Source organism: Roseimaritima sediminicola (assembly GCF_009618275.1).
GTDB classification, from domain to species: domain Bacteria; phylum Planctomycetota; class Planctomycetia; order Pirellulales; family Pirellulaceae; genus Roseimaritima; species Roseimaritima sediminicola.
The window spans coordinates 1-22067 of sequence record NZ_WIAD01000054.1; the positions used below are offsets into that span (position 1 = coordinate 1).

Sequence of the window (22067 nt, forward strand, 5' to 3'; positions counted from 1 at the left end):
AAGCATCAACAGCCACCAGCATGTTCAAAACAGATGGAAACTGCCAACCCGAGAGATACTAGGGGAGAAAACGTTACATTCTATCGTTCCGAGCCGCACATAGAATCCGCCGGAGTCAGGAGGCTTGATACCTCCCTCTTCTGCGCAGTAGTCGCTTGGGTGTCGCCGGAATCGACACAGGCTGGAAGCCTATGCCACTAGGGTATGCTAAGGTTGCAACGCTTCGCTGGACTGGTAGCCCAGGGCGGCGGCGTAGTCGGCCGCGGCCACGTGGTAGTCGTACAGGGCTGCGACGCGATCGACCGCCGCTTCGACCGTCTGCTGTTCGCGCAGATTCAAGTTGAACAGCGTACTCTGACCGGCTTCGTACAGCCGCTGCTCGGCGGCTTGCATCCGCTGGGCCAACTCCAGCCCTTCGCTGGTTTGCTCGACGCGCTGGGCGGCGGCCAGCAGAGCGGCGTGGGCGACCTCCGCTTCGATCGTGATCTTCTCCGCGGCGAACTGGGTCTTGGCCTGTACCTGAGCCAGTTTGCCCCGCAGCTGCCGGGCTTTGCCCAGAGCTTTGCGTCGCTGGACGGGGACCGCAAACGTGACGGCCGCTTCGATTTCAAATTCGGACTTATCGCGTTTGCTGCTGGTCGGTTCGCCCACGTCCTGAGCGGCCAGCAGCCCGGCGTCCAGCTCGGGCAGGGTTTCGTTGCGGGCCTGTTGCAAGAGGACCATCAACTGTTGCCGGGCCAGCTGAAGCTGCTCCAGTTCCGGACGGTTCCGCTGGGCGAGGGCCAGGTCTGGCGCGTCGCCCCAGGCCTCCGGGGGCAGGGCGTCGGGGAAGGTCGCTCGGGCGGTGTCGATGTCCAGCTCGATCGGTCGCCCGACGTCATCTCGAAGATACAGCGACAGCTTGCTGGCCGCCTGCTGCAGCTTGCGACGGGCGTCGGCGGCTTTGGCACTTCGCGAAAGGATGATTCGCCGGTTGTCGACCAGTTCGATCTCGGCCTTCTCGCCCAACGACACCTGGCGCTGGAGATAGCTGCGGCGATCGACACCTAACTTCAAAACGCCTTCGGCGATGCGGTAGCCAGCCGCCGCCGCGACCCACTGCCAGTAAGCGACCGTCGCGTCGCGAACCGAAGCGATCACCATCGCACGGATCTCCGGTTCCACGCGCTGGCGTTCCAGCTGGGCACGCCATAATTCAGCTCGGTTCGCATCGATCGCTCGATCCTTTGCCAGGGGCACGACAATTCCCGCTTTGAACTCGCCACCCTTATTCGTTTCCCGCTCTCGGTACCACGGTTCGAACTCACCGCGGCCGATCCGGTATCCGGCAAACACCTGTCCGCCCCAGTAGGTATCTCGTTTAACGCCGATGTTGTGACGGTAGTTCTCGTAGTAGTCCAGCGGCTGGGATTCACTGGCCGCTTCCAGTTTGTGGTCGAACGCGCCGTTGGCCGCCAGGACTTCGCCGGAAGCGATCGTGCGCGCCGCCAACGACTGCTGGATCAGCGGGTAATGCCGTCGGACCGACGCGGCCAAGGCCGTCACCGTGGGTGTGGAGATCGGCTGCGGCGTCGAAATCGACTCGACCGTTGTGTCGGCGGCCCGGTCGTCGAGGGGCTGGACGGAAAGTTCGTCGACGGGTTCGTCGACGGGTTCGTCGGCAGGGATGCGGAGCTGTTCCACAGGACCGTCGACGACGCCACCGACCGGTTTTGATCCGGTTTCCGGGACGTCCGATACGGCGGGGGCGTCGGGTTTGTAAGCGACCGTGGTGACGGTGGGGGCGACGCCGCCGGTTGTTGCCGAAGGCGTGCGGTGGTGGTCGGTTTGCGCAGTGAGGCCCGAGGCTAGCGCCTGCGGCTCAGGCACTGCGCGGTGCGGGACGCCGCTTTGGCAGCCCGATAGGCAGACCGCGATGGTGGCGCAGAGAGAATAAAGAGGACGCATCGGAGAGCCAGAGAGGAAAACAGCACGCTGCACGGCCGCACTTCGCGCGGGCATTAGCATGCAATCGGCACAACCCGACCAAGCGGATCAACCGAGCCGCAGCAATCCGCAAAGCCTGCCACCACACAGCAGACTTTAACGACCAGCTAAATTGGAACCTTTGGCGGCTTGCTGGTTTTCTCTTCCTTGGGGAGTTCTCCAACGGCATCGAGCGACTGCGGGAAACCATTCATTCTTCGCCAGACCTCGTATCCCAGCGACACCTGGTCCAGCTGGACCCAGGCATTTACGCGGCCGCCCTGTCGCAAGTAGGGATACTCCGGCCAGGGCTCGCTTTCGGGGTCCGGGACAACGACCACCCGAAATCTTCCGGTACCGTTGTCCGTGGCATCGACCAGTGCGACCTGACCGCCAAAAGTGCCCACCGCCACGCTGGGCCAGCCCGAGAGTTGTACCGCCGGCCAACCTTCGAATTGCAGCCGCACGTGACTGCCCGGTTTGACCAGAGGAGCGTCGTTGCCCGAAACCCACACCTGCGCCGCGGGGTTCTCGGTCTGAGGCACGATCCGGCACAATTGATCACCGGGTTTGACGATCGAGGAGGAATCGACGACGGCCAGGTTCATCACGTAGCCGTCGCGCGGAGCCCGCACTTCCTGAGTCTGCTGGACGGCCAGCTTGCGTTGTTGATCGATCAACTTGGTTTGTTTTTGGTTGATCTCCTCGGACGTCTTGTTGATATCGATCTCGGCCTTGCCCACGTCGGCTTTGGCCTTTTCCAATTCCGAAGCGACCTTGTTGATTTTCGCTTCCCATTCCTGGCGTTTGGCTTCGCGTTCGCGGCGTTTGCCTTCGAGTCCGTTGCGGGCGTTTTCGATCTCCTGCTGGGCCACCTGGACGTTGGCTTCGGCGTCCCGATACTTTTGCTCGCTCTCCTGAGCCTTCAGCTGCGACTCGATACCTTCCTGGAAAAGCTGCTGTTTGCGTTCGAAATCAATCTGCAGTTGCCAGCGTTTGGCTTCGGCGGCGGCCAACTTGCTCTGTTGCGCCGCGAGTTTGTTGGCGGCTTGTTCGACAAAGCGGTCGTAGGCGGCCACCAATTCGTCGCGGGCCGAGCGCATGGCGGCCAGTTCGTCGCGAGTGACCTGGACGATCCGCAGGTTGTTCTCCTTCAGCTCGCGGCTGCGCTGCAAACGTTCCTGGGCGACGGCCAGCTCGGCCTGCGCATTGGCGACCTGTTGTTCGAGGCGGGAAAGGTACAGCGGGTCTTGATCCTCGATGCGAAACAGCAGCTGGCCTTTGGTAACGTAGGCGTTCTCGGCGACCCCTTCGCCGCGCTCGGCAATCCGCCCCTTGACCGGCGCTTCGATCGTCTGCGGTCTTTCAAAGGGATCAAACGCGACGACCGCCCCCGCTCCCCGGATCGACTGCTGCCACGGAGCCCACAGCATCGCCACAGTGGTCAGGATCAGCAGGACGACCAGCAAGCGGCCCAGACGGCGGACCGAACGCGTCACGCGGGCCAACCGCAGCGCCGGGAATTTTTCTTCCTCATACTCGTTCCAAACCGTGGTCCGAGCGGACCGTCGGTGGAGCAGGCGTAGGCCGTGGGGTCGACTTCGTTTCATGACTCTCTCCCAGTCAACGAGGCAGCCAGACCGGGCGAGGGCAGCGGAGTCAGCTCGACCGTTCGCGGCATCCGGTCGGCGATGTCGCGGCGTCCGGTGGCCAGAACCACGGTCCAGGCTTGCTGCGGATCCAGCACAGCAGCAAGGACCGTATCGAGTTGTTCGTCGGGTAAGGCATCCAGCGTGGCATCGATCAACAACAGCTTGGGTTTGGTCGCGATCGCGCGGGCCAACATCAACAGCCGCTGCTGGCCACCGGTCAGCGGCGCGGCCGCGGCGGTCAGCGGCGTCGCCAGGCCCTGGGGCAGGTCCAGACAAGTCTCCAGCAATCCCACGGCTTCCAACGCGGCCAGGGTCTCCTTGGTGCCCAGCTCGCGGCGGCGGAGGTGAACGTTGTCGGCCAGCGTCCCATCGAAGATCTCGGGTTCGGCCGTCAGGGCCACGGCATCACGCAGCACATCCGGACGAAGATCCGTGGGTTCCAAGCCCGACAACGTAACCCGCCCCGCCTGGGGTTTGCTCGCACCATACAACACCTGACACAGCGCCGACTTTCCCGAATTCGACCGCCCATACAACGCGACGCGTTCTCCCGCCGAGATCTGCAGGTGCAGGCCTTCGGAGGCCAGCCCCTCGACGCCAGCGATCTGCGTGTTCTTCAGCGCCACGCGGATGCCCTCCGCTTCGGAGGTTAGCGCCAGCATGCCGTCGTGATGCTCCAGCGGCAAATCAAACAAGATCCCCAGTTTGTCGATCGCCGCTACAAGATCGTAGAAGCCCTCGAGATGTTTTCCGATCTTGGCCATCGAAGCCAAAATCATCGACACGATCAGCTCCGCCGCGACCAGCTGGCCCAGAGACAACTGGTCGCGAATCACGAGCCAGCCGCCACCGCCCAACAGAATCGTGCCGGCAATCGCCTGCAAGGCGAGCACAAACACGATCTGCCGAAACAGCACGCGGAAATGAGCCCGGCGGTGGCGGAGATAGCTGGTGGCCAGCAGGTTCGCGTGGTCGGCGGCAAACTCCGCGCCGCCCTCGGCCTTGAAGGCGGTCGGACAGCGGGTGAGATCCTCAAACCAGGCCTGGAGCCGAAACTTGTACTTCGACTCGTCGATCCCCGTGCGGATCGCCCCTCGGCCAAGCACGACCAACCCCGTCGTGACCAACCCCAGCAACAACACGTCGAAACCCAGCAGCCAGGGATGGTAAGAGGCCAATACGGTCATCCCCACAAGCGTCGCCAGGACGATGTTCACACCGTCGAGCAGCAACTGGGCCACAACCTTCTGCATCGTGGCGACCGCCAAAAAACGATTGGCCAGCTCCGGTGCGTAGGCGCCGTCCAAGCGAGCGTGGTCGATACCGGGCAGGCGATGCGCAAAGTCGGCCGAGACGCGAGCGAACAGTCGACGCTGGATGATTTCGGCAACGTAGGTCTGCATCGCTCGCATCGATCCAGCAAACGCTAGAAAACCGAACAGGATCGCTGCCAACACCACGACCGGTTGCAACATTCGGCCAAACGCGATCGTGTTGACGAGCGTTTCCACTGCGATCGGCACCGATAGACTCAGCACACTCGCAAAGAACGCGAACAGCAGCACCAACCAGATGTCGTTCCATTCGGGCTGCAGCAGCCGCAGCAGGCGGGTCAGCGGCCGCTCGGCCAACCGTTCGCCTGCCCCGGCCTCGAAGTGCTCCGCATGCGTCACGACCAACCACCGCTGCGGGGCCGGAGAGGCCTCCCGTGCGGCTCTCAAATGGGCCGTCGAGATCCGCCGCCGTTCATCGATCTCTCCTTCGGCAACGTGCTTGCGGCCCAGCAGGATCAGGGGCCCGTCATCGGGTCGCCACAGCCCCACCACGGTCGCTCCATCGTCGGCCAGACGCCGCGCAGCTTCCAGCTCCAAGTCGGCTTCGATGACGCGAAGATTCAGACTCCGACAAGCCTCGGTCAACCACTTGGCCCAGTGCTCCGGCTCGCTTCCGGGCCAAGCCGTCCGGGCTTCGCGAACCAATTGCTCGGCCTGCAAATGTTCGATCGCCGACTCGCACTCGCGACTGATTCGCACCAGCACGCCGGGCAATGTCGACAGCGAAGAAGGGGGTTCGGCGATCATAGGCGCAAACTCAAAACGAGTATCAGCCGCCCGCCGGGGCTAGCTTCGATTGACCAACTGCAGCACCTGCCCGATCGTGCAGTGGGACTCTACGGGATGCCGCAAGTGCTCCGCGTCGATGATCTTGTAGTGATTGCGCCGCCCGACGCGTTCACGCTTCAGGTATCCTTCCTCCTCCAGCTCCTGGACGATCCGCTGCACCGCCCGCTCGGTGATCCCTACCCGCAGGGCGACCTCGCGAAGCACCAGATCGGGCTCGGAGTCCAGCACGATCAGCACGTGCGCATGGTTGGTCAGGAAAGTCCAGGGCACCGCCGCCCCGCTGCGGTTCGTCTCCGCCGCCCCGCTGCGGTTCGTCTCCGCGGCTCGGGCCGGCTGGCCACCGGAGCCTTTGGGCAACGCCCCGCGCCGTCCTCGCTTGCTGGTTTTCATGTCTCGCACCGGGTTCTACGAAGCCTCCCCAACCACCACCGGCCTCTCCAACCACCAGCGGCAACAAGCGAATACTAATACACGAAACGAAAGTCGTCAATTAATTATCGTGTATCGTCAAGCCTGCTGCATCGCGAACAGCATTTCGCGGCAGATTTGGCGGGAGCGCCGGTCGTAGACGGCCGACTCCTCGGGCGTGTCGTCGGCGTCCTTGGGATCCTTGTAGCGGATCGGCAGACGCAGCTCACAGCCGGGCACGATGGGGCAGGCATCGTCGGCACTCGAGCAGGTCATCACGGCGCAGTAACCCGACGAGGGATTGGGCGCTTCGTCGTAGACCTTGGAAAAACACACCAGCGGATCGGCGCCTGCGGCGTAGTGCACCTGATAAACCGGATTGGTGGAGTTGGCATCGTCGGTCTCGACGCGGAAGCCGCTGCGCCGCAGGCTGTCGACCACGCGCGGATTCATGGCCGTCGCTTCGGTGCCGCCGGAGAAGGTCTGTACACCAGAGAGTCCTACCGCGTCGGCAGCGACCCGGGCCCAGATCTGCGAGAGGTGACTGCGGCGGGAATTGTGCGTGCAGATAAAGGTCAACCGAGCCGCGTCGCCGGCAGCCAGACGGTCCTGCACGTAGCGGCCGAGCTGCTTCAGTTCGGTTCTCCTAGCCGAGGAGATCTTGTCGAACTCGGCCTCCCGCGCGGCGAGGAACCGCGACAATTCGGGAAACAGTTCCAGCGGCGTGTTCATGCTGCTTACCTTGTGTTGTTCAGATGCATCTCTTCAGGGGTCCGGCTCGGCGTCCACCGAGGGCGAACGGCTCCACTGGTAATTGTCCTGTTGGCGGAAACCGGTCAGGCGAATCGTACCGTCGGCGGCCGCTTCCAACAACGAGTAGCCGTTGTTCTCGGCGCCGGAGCCTTCAACCATGGCCACCAGGGTGCAGTAATGGATGCCGCCGATCTCGTTTAGATCGTTGCGGTGACTGTGCCCCTGGAACACGGCTCGCACCTTGCCGGAGGCTTCCAGAATCTTGCGCACCGCGGCGTTGTTCTTGACGCCATGGCTATTGCTGACGTCCAGCCGCTGGTGGGCGAACACGACCACGTGCTTGTCGGTGGCCGCCAGGTCCGCGGCCAACCACTCCAGTTCCGCCGGCGGGATGTTGGCGTCGGTCCAGACAAAATTCTTTCGCTGGTAGGGCTGGCCGTCGCTGCGGAAGCAGGCGTCGAGGACCACGAAGTGAAAGCCGCCGCGGTCGAACGAGTAGTACGACTTGGCCTGTCCGACCTCACCCAGAAACTCCGCTTTGGTCAGCGTGTCGACACAGTGGTTGCCCAGCACGTAGTGTCGCTGCGAACAGATCTTGGCGAACGCTGTGTTGACGGTCTTCAAGTACCGCTGTTCGGTCGCGACCGAATCGGCAGCATCGATCAAATCGCCCAGTTCGACGAGGAAGTCCGGCTCGTCCCGGGCGAATTGCCGAGCGGCTTCGTCCAGCTTGTTCAGCGTTTGCCGGTAGTGACGCGATCCGCCGGGCGGTTTATCGGCGTGGTGCAGATCGGTCACGAGGCCCAGCCGGACCGAGGGCGCGTCGGCCGCAGCCAGCGAGGCGACCGGCGACAGCGACGCGGCGGCCAGAACAAGAGTGCCGTTTTCCAGAAAGGCTCGGCGGCCGAGCCGTCGAAGGGGCCGGGGATGGTTCATGCTTGCTCCAAGTAATAACTATTTTCCGTAGCTGAAACGCGCCAGAGTTTGGACCTTCCATGATAACACCCGCAAAGTCGGGCGACTTCAAGCAAGCCCGCGTGGTGGCACCGTCGCCCAAGGAGACGCCGGGGAAACGCTCGCCGAGGTTCTTCCATCTTCGGCGTCACGCCATAAAGGCGTGATACAATCTCGGCATCCGCTCCACTTGGAGGTTTTCCATGCGTCTTGTCTTGCTTGTTTATTACGGGATTTCGCTGGCCTCGGTATCGGCTGCGGACATGCCACGGGTCCAGATCTCCGACGATGGCCGCGGATTTAAGTTGGCCAATTCACAGGACGCCTTTGTGCCTTGGGGGTTCAACTACGACCGCGACGCCAACGGTCAGTTGATCGAGCAGTACTGGGACGAAGAATGGCCGCGGGTGATCGAGGACTTTCAGGAAATGAAGGCCCTGGGGGCCAACGTGGTTCGCATCCATTTGCAGTTCGCCGCGCTGATGCAAAGTCCCACGGAGGCTCGGCCGAGGGCTCGGCAAAAGTTAACCCGTCTGCTTCGGCTGGCCGAGCAAACCGGGCTGTACTTGGACCTGACCGGCCTGGGCTGTTATCACAAGGCCGACGTGCCGGCGTGGTATGACGCTCTATCGGAGGCGGAGCGTTGGCAGGCGCAAGCCGCGTTCTGGGAAGTGGTGGCCGAGACCTGTGCCGATAGCCCTGCCGTGTTCTGCTACGACTTGATGAACGAACCGGTCGTGCCCGGCGGCAACAAGCCTCGCGAGGATTGGCTGGGACCGGCCTTTGCCGGAAAGCATTTCGTGCAATTTATTTCGCTGGATCGCGCCGGACGCAAGCGATCCGAGGTGGCGAAACAGTGGATCGCGCAGCTGGTCGCGGCGATCCGCAAACACGACGGGCGGCATCTGATCACCGTCGGCTTGGTGCCCTGGAGCCTGGACCGCCCGGGGATGACCTCAGGATTTGATCCCACAAAGGTGGCCGAGGACCTGGATTTTATCGCCGTGCACCTGTATCCGGAAACGGGCAAGGTGGACGAAGCGATCGAGACGCTGCGGGGATTCGCGGCCGCAGGCAAGCCGGTTGTCATCGAGGAAACGTTTCCGCTGAAGTGTAGTGCCGAGGAACTGAGCGTTTTTCTCGATGCCTCACGCGAGCATGCCGCGGGTTGGATCGGATTTTACTGGGGCCAGACGCCCGAGGAATTGCGCGGGGCCGAAACGATTCCGCAAGCGCTGACGCTGGGTTGGTTGGAATTGTTCCAGCGCGGCGCTCCGCCGCCGTAGCTGATCAAATGTTGCGGCGATTCCGACCTGGGATTGGAGTAGGATGTTTTTTGGCTTCTCGGCTTCTCGGCCTTTCGGCTTTTCGGCTGGGACAGCCGAGCTACTTTGGACAGCCGAGCTACTTTGGACAGCCGAGCGACTCTTTTTGGGGCGGATCTCAATGCTGATTCTGGAACCACAGAACCCTACCGCCTTGGCCATGGGTGCAAACGTCGTGGCGGACAAATCCGGAGTGACGTTTCGTTGCTGGGCACCGCGTGCGAAAGCCGTGTATCTGCGTGGCGATTTTGCCGGCTGGACCGATGGCTGGGAAACGCCCCCGCCGCCAGCCGCGGGACTCATTCGCCACGGTGACTACTGGGTGGGGTTTGTTCCTGGAGCCCGCGATGGCGACAAATATAAATTCTGGGTCGAGGGCCACGGTTCGACCGGTTGGAAGCGCGATCCGTATGCGCGGGAGCTGACCCGCAACTGGCCCAACAGCGACTGTGTCGTCCGCGATCCCGATCGCTACCAGTGGCACGACCACGACTACCGCCCGCCGGCCTTCAACGACCTGATCATCTACCAGTTGCACGTGGGCGTGTTCTACGGTCCAAACCGCGAGCGGCGGGTTGCCACCTTCTTTGATCTGCTTTCCAAGCTCGACTACCTGAAGGCCCTGGGCATCAACGCGATCAAGTTGTTGCCGATGGTGGAGTTCATGAACCCGCGCAGCCTGGGCTACGAGGGCACGGATATCTTTTCGCCAGAGATGGACTACACGGTCGCTCGCGACCAGTTGGCCGATTACCTACCGATGGTCAACGGCTTGCGTAGCCGGCACGGCTTGCCGGCGATCGATCCGCAGGGTCTGGACAGCCAGTGCGACCAATTAAAAGTCGTGATCGAGCTATTTCATCGGAACGATATCGCCGTGCTGTTGGACGTCGTCTACAACCACGCCGGCGGCAAGGTGAAGGACGATCCGGAAAGCCTGTACTTCTTTGATCGCGCGGCCGGCACCGATCCCAATGACAGTTTGTACTTCACCGACCAGGATCACACCGGACCGGTGTGGGCGATCTGGAAAAGCGAAGTGCGGCAGTTGTTGATCGACAACGCCGTCTCGTTTTTGAAGGAATACCACGTCGACGGCTTCCGCTACGACCAGACAAGCGTGATCGTGGAGCAAAACGCCAACGACGGGTGGAGGTTCTGCCAGGATCTGACCAGCACCGTGCGTTATGTCGACCCTTCGGCGGTCCAGATCGCCGAGTACTGGGGCGTGGACCCGCACGTCGTCCGTTTTACCGAACACGGCGGGGCGGGTTTCGATGCCTGCTGGCACGACGGGCTTCGCACCAGCATCCGCGGGGCAGTTCGCAGCGCCAGTTTTGGCGAGTCGTCTTCGGTGGACGTGGATCGGCTGGCCAGTCAACTATGGGCGCCGCACTTCTTGGATGCTTGGCGAGCGGTCCAGTATGTGGAAAGCCACGACGAGGTCTATCGAGGGCGGGGCCACCGCGTGCCGCGGCTGGGCGATGCCCACAACACGCGCTCCTGGTACGCGCGCAGCCGCGCCCGCGTGGCGGCCGGCCTGCTGTTGACCGCCCCGGGCATTCCCATGTTGTTCATGGGACAGGAGTTCCTGGAAGACAAACGCTGGGCCGACGACGCCGCGAACCACGCCGAACTGCTGATCTGGTGGGAGGGCCTCGATGGGGGCAAGGACCTGCACATGCAACGTTTTCACCGGTACATGGAAGCCCTGGTGTGGCTGCGCCGCGACGAACCGGCCCTGCGGGGAGAAGGCCTAAATCCGTTTCACGCCAACCCCTACGACCGCATCTTGGCGTTCCAACGCTGGATCCCGAATGTGGGCCGCGATGTGGTGGTTGTGGTCAGCTGGAACGACGACGTGTTCTGGAATTACCAGCTGGCGTTTCCCCACGCCGGTTTCTGGCGCGAGCGATTCAACAGCGATGCCTACGACGACTACGCCCCGCGCGGCAACGGCGGCAGCGTCGAAGCTCACCGGGAGTCGCGCGATGGCCTGCCCGCCACGGCCAGCGTCACGATCCCGCCCAACAGCGTGCTGGTGTTTACGCGGTAGCCGCTCAGCCACGGAGGGGCTGTTCACAGGCACCGAAGCCTATGCCACTATCCTAGCCCGAAGGGCGGCACAGCCCCTGCCAGCGGTTCATCAGCCGCCGGGCGCTAGCCCACGGTTCCCCAGCGTCACGAAAAACACCCCCCACCATGAGCTACCAAATCAAACGCGAGGAATCGCTTGAGCAGGCCGTTCGCCGAATCGCCTGCGAACAGATCGACAAAGCCGTTGCGGAATTGGACGATCCCCGCTTGTCGCGTCCCCAAGCCGTCCATCAACTGCGCAAGCGCTGCAAAAAACTCCGTGGTCTGCTGCGACTGGTGCGGCCGGCAATGGAGAAGACGTACGCCAAGGAGAACGCCTGCTTCCGTGACACCGCCCTAACGGTGGGACTGCGATCAACGAGGAATCGGTATCGCATTGTTGGTCCGTGACGTTGACCTCGCGGAAGGAGAACGCACCGTCGCTGACAATCGGCCGGATAAAGTGTTCCGCATTGGCCAGAGAAAAGCCGCCGGCCGGTTCCGCAGACCACTGCATCGGCGTGCGGATACTGTCGCGTTCATTCTGCGAGAAGTCCCCGATGCCATCGTGGTTGGAGTCTAGCCTTTAGGCGACCGGAACCTGCTCTCCGGCGGCTAATGCCTGGACTCCAGCGTCCCAAAGTCTGGCGACGAGCGGCTACGTTACGATTCGAATTTCACCGTCACCGCGTCCAGTACGGGCTTCGATTCGTTCTCCGTTTGGTCGTCGATCTTGACTTCCACCTGGAACCCATAACCGGCCGGCAATTCGTCCAAACCTAATCGAGCAGGCTCGCGAGCGATCTGTTTGGCAAAGCCGGGGATGTGGTCGTAGCGTTCTTTGACCTCCTGCCACTCGGTCCACTGATCGACCGCGGCGTCGTTGTCGGTGTCCACCCCGACGCGCACCCGCACGCTTTCGACCCACGGCCCGGGACTGACAAAGTCGCTGTCCTGCTGGGTCGCCAGATAGAACTGCCCTTTGGCGAACATCACATCGGGGTCGGGGTGGCCTTTGCCCACGTGACCGCACCACTGAAACGGTTTGTTGATGTCGCTGGAGATAAACCGGCCGACGCTCATCTGCTTGCTGTCGGCCGGGTCGAAGTCGCAGAACAGGTAGTACTGGCCGCCGATCGCGATCGCGGCCCAGTCGCCATACGCATTCTGCTCCGGTTCATGAATTTGATACTCGGCGACGTTGGTTTTGAAGCGTTCGGGGTTTTCCTTCACCCAGTGCGGATGCGTGTAGGTGCCGGTTCGTCCCGTGGGTTGGGTGCGGTGGTCGACGGGCGGGTCCAACAGTTTGAAACCATCGATCCCGTTGTCGCTGACCGCATGGGCGGCCAAAGGCGAATCCCAGGCGTGCGTACGGGCGTTGATCGGACTCCAGTCTTCCAGGATCAAGTGAAAGCGGCCTTCAGAATCGCGGATGATGCCGCAGTCCGATCCGTGCGACGGGTCGTCGTACGCCATGCCTTTGTCCTCGCCCGGCAAACCGTCGAACAGATTGTCGTCGACGTAGACATGAGGATCCTGGTCGTTGGGAAAATCGTAGTAGAAGTACGCTTTGCCATCGGCGTATTCGGCCGTGGTCATCCACGCCGCATGCTTTTCCGTGATCGGACCGTGATGCACCCAGTTCACCATGTCCTTGCTTTGCCAGGCGTGGTAACCGCCCAGTCGTGGCTTGAGTCCGCCGGGAGCGTCGAACTGGTTTTGGAAAGGCGTGGTCTGCAGCGGCATGTCAAAGCCCTCCAGTTCCGCGGGCTCGGGCTGGAACGCAGCCGCTTGCTTGCCTCGACGCGGACTTCGATACCGTCCGAACATCCAGTAATTGTCCGGACCGAGACTGAGCATCACCGGGGCGTCGCCGAGATTCACCGGTCCCAGGTTTTCGGTCGGTTCCCAGTTGTTCCACTGGTCCCACTGGCTGAGAACGATTTCGGCGGCGGAACGTTTGGCATCGAAGCGTCGCAGTTTGCTGGTCCAGGTGGCTTGTTTACCGGTGGGCCGGGCCAGGCCTTCTTGCAGTTCGAGGCCTTCCGAGGCGGCCGTTTGTTGTTGCCACTGCTGCTGCGAATCGATGTCCCACTGCTGGGGCTGGTCCGCCGAAGCGGTCGAACCGGCGAGGGCGGCGAGTAGCGTGCAGGTAAGGATTCGGCGTCGCATGATGGTTTTCTCGGGTCGGTTGAAGGAAGGAGCCTATTGATTGGTCCCTCCGGGTTTGTCGTGGGAAAGCCAGGGATGGTGGATTTTCGGAGGCACCCGCAGTTGGGATGAACCCACGAGAAACCCGGATGGCCCCGTTTAAACAGGCTTAGCGACGCGTATGGCGAGCGGTCATGAAGCGTTGCCACTGGTCGTTCTCGTCCAACAGCTCGCTGGACATCAGCCACTGGTCGGCGTCGACGACTTCGATCGTATCGCGATACCGGCACGTCCCGCTGCCATCGAATTTCGGTCCTTCGGAATCCAGCGGCAAACGTTTGCCATCGGCGTCCAGCTTGCCGTGATAGTGCCAGATATTGGCCATCATCGAAGCGACAAAGGTGCCGACAAAGGCGTCTTTGGCGGGGTCGAACCCCAGCGTCATGATCGCCGACCAGGGCTGATCCTCGGTCTTGCCGTCGCTTTCTGCGATCAACCACAACCCGCCCAGCGACCGACATCGCATCTGGCCCGTGGTCACGGGCTCACTGCCGTCGGGCAGTTTGCAGCGGTGTTCAAAATCCCACTCGCCGAGCAACTGATCCAACCATTGATGCTGGCTTTGCGGTTTCGCGTACATCCGTCGACCCTTTGTCGAGTGAAAAAGTGAAAACGACGCGTGACGAAGGTCCGACACGGTCGAGAAAACGCTCTAGGAGAATTAATCTATCATCGCGTTCATCGACTACTTCATGGCGATGAACCAGCCCACCGATGACTGCGGCGAACAAACCGGCATGACGGCCGCAATCCTGATGGTGTGCGGAATCATCCCCTGTATCGGCTTCCTGTTTTCGATCGCCGCCTTGGTGTTCATCGGGATGTATCTGGTAAAGGTCTGGGAGTGTAAGGGCCGCGCCGAGCAACTGGCGATCGCCGGCGGCGATCCCGGTCAGTGGGCCGCCGGTCCCCAGCCGCTGGACCCGAACAATCCCTACGCTTCCTGAGCGGGGTGGAGGGGCAAAGGCTTTTGGTTTTCACAGGCTGGAAGCCTATGCCACTTTTCACAGGCTGGAAGCCTATGCCACTTTTCACAGGCTGGAAGCCTATGCCACTGCTCACAGGCTGGAAGCCTATGCCACTGTCGCTGGTTAATCCTTTCGTTGGTTGAACAGGATTTGGGTTCCGTCCTTGCCGGCGAACACCAGGTCCATATCACCGTCGCCATCGATGTCGGCCGAGCGGATCTGCAAGCCCGTCCCGACTTGGCCTTCGTTGGCGGTGTAGCCGTTGAACTGTTTGGCGTCTGGATCCCAAACGTAGTAGCGGATGATCGGCGGGTCGGTGCCCCCGGGATCGTTGCCGTTGTGAGCGCGCACGCGTTTGCCGGTCACCAGTTCTCGCCGGCCGTCGCCATCGAGGTCCGTCATATGCAGGCAGTGCGCCTGCGAGAAGCTGTCGTCGATCAACGTCTTTTCAAACGCCAGTTGGCCGTTGTCGTCTTCGCCCAGACCGCGCCACAGATGGATTCCAAAGCCGTGGGCCTGGCTGACGATGATATCGGTGATGCCATCGCCGTCGATGTCCTCGACGACCATCGGGCAGGGCGCCTGCAGTTGCCAGTCCTGGTGGTAAGGCCAACGCCCGGCCAACGGGTCGCCCTCGGGTCGTTCATACCAGCCGCTGCCGACGAGGATGTCTTCGCGGCCATCGTTGTTCACATCGCCAAAGCCGATCCCGTGACCGGTCGACGCACCGATCAAGTGACTGGTCAACGTCGGTTTCGCACCGTCTCCACCGGAATCGTCCCCATCGGAATCGGCAAACGCCCACACGATCAACGGATTGGCCTTGTTCCACTGATCCGAAATCCACTCCGGACGTCCATCGCCGGTCACGTCGTACAGATGGCTGCTCTCGTTGGTTCCGTAACCGGTGTCGACCAACAAATGCGGCTGCCACAGATGCCCCTTGGCCAGCCCTTCGGGACCGGGGTTCTCGTACCAATACACGCCGCCCGAAAAGAAGCTCATGCTGATCACATCCGGCCGCCCATCGCCGTTGACGTCGTAGGCCCACTCGCCGTTGGACTGGACGTAGCCATTGCGATCTTCGATCAGCCGGACCGGCCGCGGCAACCAGTCACCGTTGCGATACCAGTTGCGACCGGCCACGACGTCCAGTTTGCCATCGCCGTCGACGTCCGCCACGTCGCAGCCTTCGTTGCTATCGACCGCCAGCAGTTTGACTTCGAACTTCAGCGGGTGCTGGGCCAGAGACACATCGACGGCGGCTAGGGTCGCCAGCGCACTGCAGTAAAGAAAAAGCTTTCGCATCGACGGAGGGTCCTTCGGAAAAAAAGGGGGGGACAAGGGGGAGGAGGGAGGTAGCGGAATTCGATCATAGTTTAACAGCCGTGCAGTCCCAAGACTGTGGCCGAGACGAACGTCATCGGCGGGAAACGCAACGGGCGGAGGGGACCGGCGAAGGGGCCGGCGGCACTCCGGCATGGAAGTTGCAACCCATGGACGGACCTCGCTGGGCACCGCGGGAATCACCCGAAAAACGGGGGGCTAGAAGGCCGTTCTATCGCCCGGTGGGAGACCATTTGCACTTGTCCGGAGATCATTTGCACTCGTTCCAAGATCATTCTGTTCAGCGAGCCCAAACATGGATGCGATTGAATCCTTTGAAACGCGAATCGCAGCCCAATCGCCGGATTTGATCAGCACTGGCAACCCGGAGCTGGATTACATCCTCGGTGGGGGGTTGTCGCCAAACTGCTTTATTCTGGTCGAGGGCGATCCCGGCGTGGGCAAGACCACGATGGCCCTACAGTTCGCACTGGAAGGCCTGCGGAAAGACGAGCCGGTCCTCTATCTGACCCTTTCCGAAGGCGAGGAAGAGCTGCGCAGTGTCGCTCGATCGCACGGCTTCGATCTGGACAACTTGACGATCATCGATCTTTCGCCGGGCAGCGAGCTGTTGGGCGTGGACGAATCCACCATGTTCCATCCCTCGGAGGTGGAACTATCGGAATTGACGCAGGCAATCACATCGGCCTTTGAACAGCACAAGCCGAAACGCGTTGTTATCGACACCCTGCGTGAGCTGCGTCATTTATCGCAGAGCGACCTTCGCTACCGCCGCCAATTGATCGCTCTGAAATCCTTCTTCCGTTCCAAACAGTGCACCGTGTTATTGATCGACGATCGCCTGGAAAAGGTCGACCTGCAACTGCAGGGCGTCGTCCGCGGCACGATTGAACTGCAGCGTCATACTCCGGACTATGGCCGCGTCCGTCGTCGCTTGCAGGTATCGAAGATGCGCGGTCATCAGGTCCGCACCGGCTTCCATGATTTCACGATCATCCGCGGGGGCTTGAAGATCTATCCCCGGCTGGTAGTCGCCGAGCATCGGGGCGGGTTCCGGCACGAAGCCGTTTCAGGAGGCTTCCCGGAGCTGGACGAGTTGCTCGGCGGCGGTTTGCAGCGCGGCACCAGCACCTTGATTCTGGGCGCGGCCGGTACCGGCAAGAGTTCCCTGACGGCCGGCTACGCGGTCGCTTCGGCCGACCAGCGTGGGCGATCCGCCATCTATGTATTTGACGAAACCGCTCAGAACTATCTTGAACGTTGCGAGGGTCTGAATATTCCTATGCGGCGGTACCGCGACGAAGGCCGAGTCCAGCTGCGACAAGTCGACTCGGCCGAATTGTCGGCGTCGGAGTTCGCCTGGCATATCCGCCGGGCAGTCGAACAGGACGATGTCGCGTTTGTGGCCATCGACAGCCTCAACGGCTACATGCATGCGATGCCCGATGCGCATTACCTCCGCGGCCAACTGCATGAACTGCTCAGCTACTTAAACAGCAAGGGCGTAACCACCATGATCACCCTCAGCCAGCACGGCATGGTGGGAGTGAACGTGGAATCGCCGGTAGAAACCAGTTACCTGGCCGACGCCAACATCCTCCTTCGTTACTTCGAACATCAGGGCCGGGTGCGCAAAGCCATCAGCGTGATCAAGAAACGGACCGGCGGGCACGAGACGGCCATCCGCGAACTGGCGTTTTCGGGCGATGGCATCCGCATCGGTCCCCCCCTGGATCAGTTCCGCGGCGTGCTGACCGGCACCCCCGAATACTTCGGCGACGACCAGCCGCTGTTAAACCTCAAGCCGTAATCATTCCCGCGCCGGCAGCGCTGGCCCCGCATTATCCTTTCCTAGCAACTGGTTATGACCCTTCAAAGTCGCAATGAGAAACGACTGTTGATGGTCGCGGCGTCCAGAGCGGACGAATGCCGAGCCGGGCGATTGTTCGCCGAAGACGGCATCGAGGTACACTTCTGTGGCAACCTCAGCCAGTTGATTCAACAGGTGGAACTGGGCGCCGCCGCGGTGCTCATCAATGCCCGTATCGTGTCGGCCGATTACGTGCGTCCCCTGCTGCGAACGCTCGAACGGCAACCCACCTGGTCCGACCTGCCGGTGATCTTGGTAACCGCTGAAGAGCGTCCGGGTTGGTTAAACAGAAAGCCGGTCGCCAATGTGACCATCCTGCGCCAACCGGTGCATATGGAAACGCTGCTCAGCGTCGTGCGCTCCGCCATCACCAGCCGGCTGAAGCAGTACGAGGTCCGCGACCTGCTGGAGGAACAAGAAAGAACCCAGGCCGAACTGCGAAAGGTGGATCGCCGCAAGGATGAGTTCCTGGCTACGCTGGCCCACGAGCTGCGCAACCCCATCTCGCCGATCCAAAATGCTCTGGATCTGCTGGAACTGAGCCAGATGTCGCTGCAGGAGGAAACCGAACTGCGCGAGATCATGCGCCGCCAGGTCAAGCAACTGACGCGGCTGGTCGATGATCTGCTGGACGTCTCGCGGATCACGCGGGGACGCATCCGGCTGGAGCGGCAAACGATCGACCTGCGCGATGCGGTCCGGGCCGGAATCGAAGCGTCCCAGCCCTTCATCGATCAATCGGACCAAACCCTCGAAGTGGACCTGGGCGCCCAACCGCTGATGGTCAAAGGCGACGCCACCCGGCTGGCGCAGTGCGTGGCCAACCTGCTGAACAATGCCGCCAAGTACACCCCGGCCGGGGGCCGGGTTCGCGTCGGTGCGGAAGCAACGCCCGGCATGGTCGTGTTGACCGTCCAGGACAACGGGATCGGGATCGCAGCGGATCAGATCGATTCGGTATTCGAATTGTTTCGCCAGCACGACACCGATCGCCAACGCGGCCAAGCCGGTCTGGGGATCGGGCTGACCTTGGTCCAGCGGCTGCTAAGGCTGCACGCCGGAACCATCGAAGTTCACAGCGACGGTCTCGGTCAGGGCTCCACGTTTACCGTGCGGCTGCCCGTTGCGGTGCCTTGCAACAGCACGACACAGGATTCACCATCCCCCACCTCCGCGTGCCCAAGTCGTTTTCGGGTACTGGTGGTCGAGGACACGCCGGCCATTCGCACCGTCCTGCAGCGCTTGCTGGAAGCCATCGGCCATGAGGTGATCATTGCCGAAGACGGAGTACAAGGCGTCGAGGAGGCGATGGCCCAAAAGCCGCAGGTGGTCATCTCGGATATCTCGATGCCGCGAATGAACGGCCTGCAACTGGCTCGCCGCCTGCGACGCCATCCGGCGTTCAACGAAACCCCACTGATCGCGATGACCGGTTACGGACGAGCCGAAGATCAAGCCGAAGCCCTCGAGGCCGGTTTCAATCATCACCTGACCAAGCCGGTCGACATCGCCGAACTGCGGCGCGTGTTTGCGAATCTGCGAGTTGTCGAAACAGCGGTTTCTACGCCCGCGTCATCCGATGGCTCGAAACCCTGATCACTCTTCGCTCTCGGAGAAATCCACCCTCTCCGGCGAGCCAACCTTGTCGACGTCGTGCGTGTACAGGTACCGCCAGACTGGATCGTACAGCTTGCCGCCCCCCGGGGCCTCGGGAGAAGAACCACCGGGAGTGACCGCGGAATGGGCCCGGCGGGCGTCGCCACCGACGTCCGCTGCGGAAATCAATTGCCGCGAATGCTGGTAGGGCGGAGGCACCTGGTCGACGTTGACGATCCCGCCAAAAGCGTTCAAGCCCAGCAGCCGCCAAGATCGATCGTAATGGTGGCCCGTCCAGCCGCCATCGAGCACATGGGTAAAGCCGAAAAAGCGGTTGGCGGGTGTCGCCGAGGGCAGGGCCTGCCAGTCCTGATCCTGATCGCGCGGTCCGCACAGCATCACCACGCGGGCCACCCGCTGGTGTTTGGCAAAACGCGCTGCCGTGGTGCTGCCGTGCGAGGCGCCGGTGATAATTACTTTGTCCCAGCGGACGCGCGAGCCGTCGTCGGCCAGGAATTGCTCCCAATTGCCCTGCGGATTCTGCTCAACCAACCACAGCAGCAACTGCCGAGCTCGCTCGGCCGCACCGTCGGGCAACTGCAGGTCCAGCTCGTCGCTGACGTCCAGCCCCGTGGCGGCTTCCAGGCGGATCTTCCCCCGAGCCAAACCGTCGGCGGGCTCGGGCTGAGCCAATTTTCCGAACCAGGCGCGAGCGTAGCTGACATCGATGGCATGGATGCCGTACTGGTTCCAGCGTTCGAACAGTCCGCTGTTGTGTCCCATCAACCAAATGGCCAACCGGCCACGCGGAGCCACGCGGGTGTCGACCGCAGCGTGCTGGAGATCCGCCGGCTTGTCAGCAGAGCCAAAAACGAAACCGATTTCCGGATACTCTTTCACCCGCGGATCGATCTCGCTGGCGCGGACGCGGAACTCGTAACGCTGTGGACTGGGGTCGTCGAACGCGGTGGTTTCCACCGCTTTGCCACGCACCACATCATCGCCGTTCTGGACGGCTCGCTGGGCGATCTGCTGCAGATGCGTCGCGTAGGGCAGGGGCAGGCCCGAGGGAACAAAGCGGTTTCCGACCGGACTGTCGTCGAACAAACAGGCGAACCAGACGCAGCTGCCCAGATACTCGCCGGCCAGACTCGCGTGGTGTCCGTCCATCCTCAGAACCTGTTTCCCGTCGCGACTGCGCCAACGGTAACCCACGTGAAGGGAATGCTCCTGCGGCGGCAGGGCAGGCGGCTGGGCCTGCTCGACGACGTCCTTTGCCGGCGGCTGGTAACCGAAATGCGGATCGTTGTCCGCGATCCAGAACGCGTCGCCCACGGGAATCCGTTTTGCGGAAAGCTCGGCGGTGATCGCCCGATAGGCTTCGCGAAGGCCTTCGTACATGGCCTGCTGAGTCGTGGGTTCGCCGGCCGCCGGATTTGTTTTTTGGAAACGCGGATCGTCCTGGCGATACGCCCAGGTCTGGTGAATGAGTAACTGGGCCTGCGGCGCGTAGCGATGTACGATCCGGGCCAATTGCTCCGCGTGCGGCCGATAGGTCTGAATGTCGTGGCTCTGGATGCTGACCTGTTGGATCGTGACGAAATCCCAAGCCTCACTCTGCAGCGCCTGCTGCAGGCTTTCGCCACCGCGATAGGTTCCCAGCGGATCCTCGCGATCCTGTTCGAAGGCCAACGCCTTGCGAGCGTGCAGCTCCAGCGGCGAGCCACCGATGTACAGCGATTTCAGTGTCAACTGGTAACCCGCCGCCGCGGCCAACTCGTCAAGGTACTCGGTCGCGTTCCGCGTAAAGCTATTGCCGACGGTCAGCACGCGGACATGCTTGGGCGACCGGGCAGCGTTACCGTCCGATCCCGCCGCCGGCGCAGCCGCCGCGGCCCAGTCGGAAACAAGGAGGGCGACAAAGCAGAGTAGGGCGGTTGGGATTCGGAAGGTCAAAGGATGTTTGAGCATGGTGAGGTGGGGCAGTGGGGCAGTGGGGCAGTGGGGCAGTGGGGCGGTGAAGACGACGCCGAAGGCGTGAACCTCGGCAACAGGATAACACGCGGCCCCAGGCGCCGCAGGACGCTCCCCCGCCGCGCTCACCCCGGCGAACCGCGCGATCGGGATAGAGCGTGAACGGCCGCGCTGAAGCCCGAGCCTTCAGGCGACACTGCCTGGGCTGCTGGAACGATTCGTGCGGCATCAATGCTGTTCGAGAGCAATAATAAACCTTTTCTCCCCTCTCCCCGCCGGCCTTGGGCAAGTGGAGCTTGCCCGCGAGCGGCCGGCATCAGCCCGAAGGGCGACACAGCCCCTGCCGGGGACGTGAGTCCCCGGTTGCTGGCGGCAAGCGATCGCTAGCCCGTAGGGCGACACAGGTCGTATTGGGAATGCCGCCCCTCCGGGGCTTTGGTTTGTTTGGGTAAACGAAACCCGGCGGTTGACACCGCCGGCAAGGGCTGTGCCGCCCTACGGGCTGGTTCCGCGGCAGGGGTCACCACAGGCGACCACTAGACACCTAATATCGATTTCACCGCCAACCCCTTGAGCCGACGGCGCGCTTCCGCGGGCCCTGGCCGGTTGGGGTCCGTTGAACACCGTGGGTGATATCGTGACCGCGACGATGCGAGCTGCTGGGCTGTTGGAACGATTCGTGCCGCGACAATGCTGTTCGAGAGCAATAATAAACCTTTTCTCCCCTCTCCCCGCCGGCCTTGGGCAAGTGGAGCTTGCCCGCGAGCGGCGGGGAGAGCCCGAAGGGCGACACAGCCCCTGCCGGGGACGTGAGTCCCCGGTTGCTGGCGGCAAGCGATCGCTAG

Annotated in this window: 16 protein-coding genes; 6 read left to right on the top strand and 10 right to left on the bottom strand. The window is 62.3% G+C overall.

Annotated elements, in window-relative coordinates; genetic code table 11:
* Nucleotides 1–207: 207 nt before the first annotated feature.
* From GE027_RS19115 to GE027_RS19140, 6 genes are all read right to left on the bottom strand, one after another.
* On the bottom strand, nucleotides 208–1869 hold the full coding sequence (locus tag GE027_RS19115) for a TolC family protein (protein WP_162006824.1): 1662 nt from the start codon (nucleotides 1867–1869) through the stop codon (nucleotides 208–210).
* Between the two features lie 224 nt (nucleotides 1870–2093).
* The gene (locus GE027_RS19120; protein ID WP_153558829.1) at nucleotides 2094–3575 is read right to left on the bottom strand and encodes an HlyD family secretion protein; all 1482 of its coding nucleotides are present in this window, start codon (nucleotides 3573–3575) and stop codon (nucleotides 2094–2096) included.
* On the bottom strand, nucleotides 3572–5698 hold the full coding sequence (locus GE027_RS19125; protein ID WP_153558830.1) for an ATP-binding cassette domain-containing protein: 2127 nt from the start codon (nucleotides 5696–5698) through the stop codon (nucleotides 3572–3574). Before GE027_RS19125 ends, GE027_RS19120 begins: the two co-directional genes overlap by 4 nt.
* A gap of 39 nt (nucleotides 5699–5737) precedes the next feature.
* The gene (locus GE027_RS19130) at nucleotides 5738–6130 is read right to left on the bottom strand and encodes a helix-turn-helix transcriptional regulator (protein WP_153558831.1); all 393 of its coding nucleotides are present in this window, start codon (nucleotides 6128–6130) and stop codon (nucleotides 5738–5740) included.
* A gap of 117 nt (nucleotides 6131–6247) precedes the next feature.
* Complete coding sequence (locus tag GE027_RS19135; RefSeq protein ID WP_153558832.1) at nucleotides 6248–6880, bottom strand: low molecular weight phosphatase family protein; 633 nt, start codon at nucleotides 6878–6880, stop codon at nucleotides 6248–6250.
* Nucleotides 6881–6913: 33 nt separating this feature from the next.
* Nucleotides 6914–7837, bottom strand: a complete 924-nt coding sequence (locus GE027_RS19140; RefSeq protein ID WP_153558833.1) for a metallophosphoesterase family protein — start codon at nucleotides 7835–7837, stop codon at nucleotides 6914–6916.
* Nucleotides 7838–8058: 221 nt separating this feature from the next.
* On the opposite strand from GE027_RS19140, the gene GE027_RS19145 reads away from it, so the two are divergent.
* The 3 genes from GE027_RS19145 (at nucleotide 8059) to GE027_RS19155 (ending at nucleotide 11667) form a co-directional block, all read left to right on the top strand.
* Nucleotides 8059–9141, top strand: coding sequence for a cellulase family glycosylhydrolase (locus GE027_RS19145; RefSeq protein WP_153558834.1), 1083 nt, complete (start codon nucleotides 8059–8061; stop codon nucleotides 9139–9141).
* Between the two features lie 160 nt (nucleotides 9142–9301).
* Nucleotides 9302–11236: an alpha-amylase family glycosyl hydrolase gene (locus tag GE027_RS19150; RefSeq protein WP_153558835.1), complete on the top strand. Its 1935-nt coding sequence runs from the start codon at nucleotides 9302–9304 to the stop codon at nucleotides 11234–11236.
* Nucleotides 11237–11382: 146 nt separating this feature from the next.
* Nucleotides 11383–11667, top strand: a complete 285-nt coding sequence (locus GE027_RS19155) for a CHAD domain-containing protein (RefSeq protein WP_153558836.1) — start codon at nucleotides 11383–11385, stop codon at nucleotides 11665–11667.
* 252 nt (nucleotides 11668–11919) lie between these two features.
* On the opposite strand, the gene GE027_RS19160 is transcribed toward GE027_RS19155, so the two are convergent.
* Nucleotides 11920–13431: a hypothetical protein gene (locus tag GE027_RS19160; RefSeq protein WP_153558837.1), complete on the bottom strand. Its 1512-nt coding sequence runs from the start codon at nucleotides 13429–13431 to the stop codon at nucleotides 11920–11922.
* Between the two features lie 145 nt (nucleotides 13432–13576).
* A complete protein-coding gene (locus GE027_RS19165; protein ID WP_153558838.1) occupies nucleotides 13577–14047 on the bottom strand; it encodes a DUF1579 domain-containing protein in 471 nt (156 codons plus the stop codon).
* A 118-nt stretch (nucleotides 14048–14165) separates the two neighbouring features.
* Here GE027_RS19165 and GE027_RS19170 point away from each other — a divergent pair, with 118 nt between their 5' ends.
* Nucleotides 14166–14414: a hypothetical protein gene (locus GE027_RS19170; RefSeq protein WP_153558839.1), complete on the top strand. Its 249-nt coding sequence runs from the start codon at nucleotides 14166–14168 to the stop codon at nucleotides 14412–14414.
* Between the two features lie 144 nt (nucleotides 14415–14558).
* Here GE027_RS19170 and GE027_RS19175 read toward each other — a convergent pair whose 3' ends face one another.
* Nucleotides 14559–15743, bottom strand: a complete 1185-nt coding sequence (locus GE027_RS19175) for an FG-GAP repeat domain-containing protein (protein WP_153558840.1) — start codon at nucleotides 15741–15743, stop codon at nucleotides 14559–14561.
* Between the two features lie 334 nt (nucleotides 15744–16077).
* Between GE027_RS19175 and GE027_RS19180 the strand changes: the two genes are divergently transcribed.
* Both GE027_RS19180 and GE027_RS19185 read left to right on the top strand, forming a co-directional pair.
* Nucleotides 16078–17592, top strand: a complete 1515-nt coding sequence (locus GE027_RS19180; RefSeq protein WP_153558841.1) for an ATPase domain-containing protein — start codon at nucleotides 16078–16080, stop codon at nucleotides 17590–17592.
* A gap of 54 nt (nucleotides 17593–17646) precedes the next feature.
* Nucleotides 17647–19248: an ATP-binding response regulator gene (locus GE027_RS19185; protein WP_153558842.1), complete on the top strand. Its 1602-nt coding sequence runs from the start codon at nucleotides 17647–17649 to the stop codon at nucleotides 19246–19248.
* On the opposite strand, the gene GE027_RS23470 is transcribed toward GE027_RS19185, so the two are convergent.
* Nucleotides 19249–21219 (bottom strand): BPSS1187 family protein, encoded by a 1971-nt coding sequence (locus GE027_RS23470; protein WP_237607659.1) that lies wholly within the window; start codon nucleotides 21217–21219, stop codon nucleotides 19249–19251.
* Nucleotides 21220–22067 lie beyond the last annotated feature (848 nt).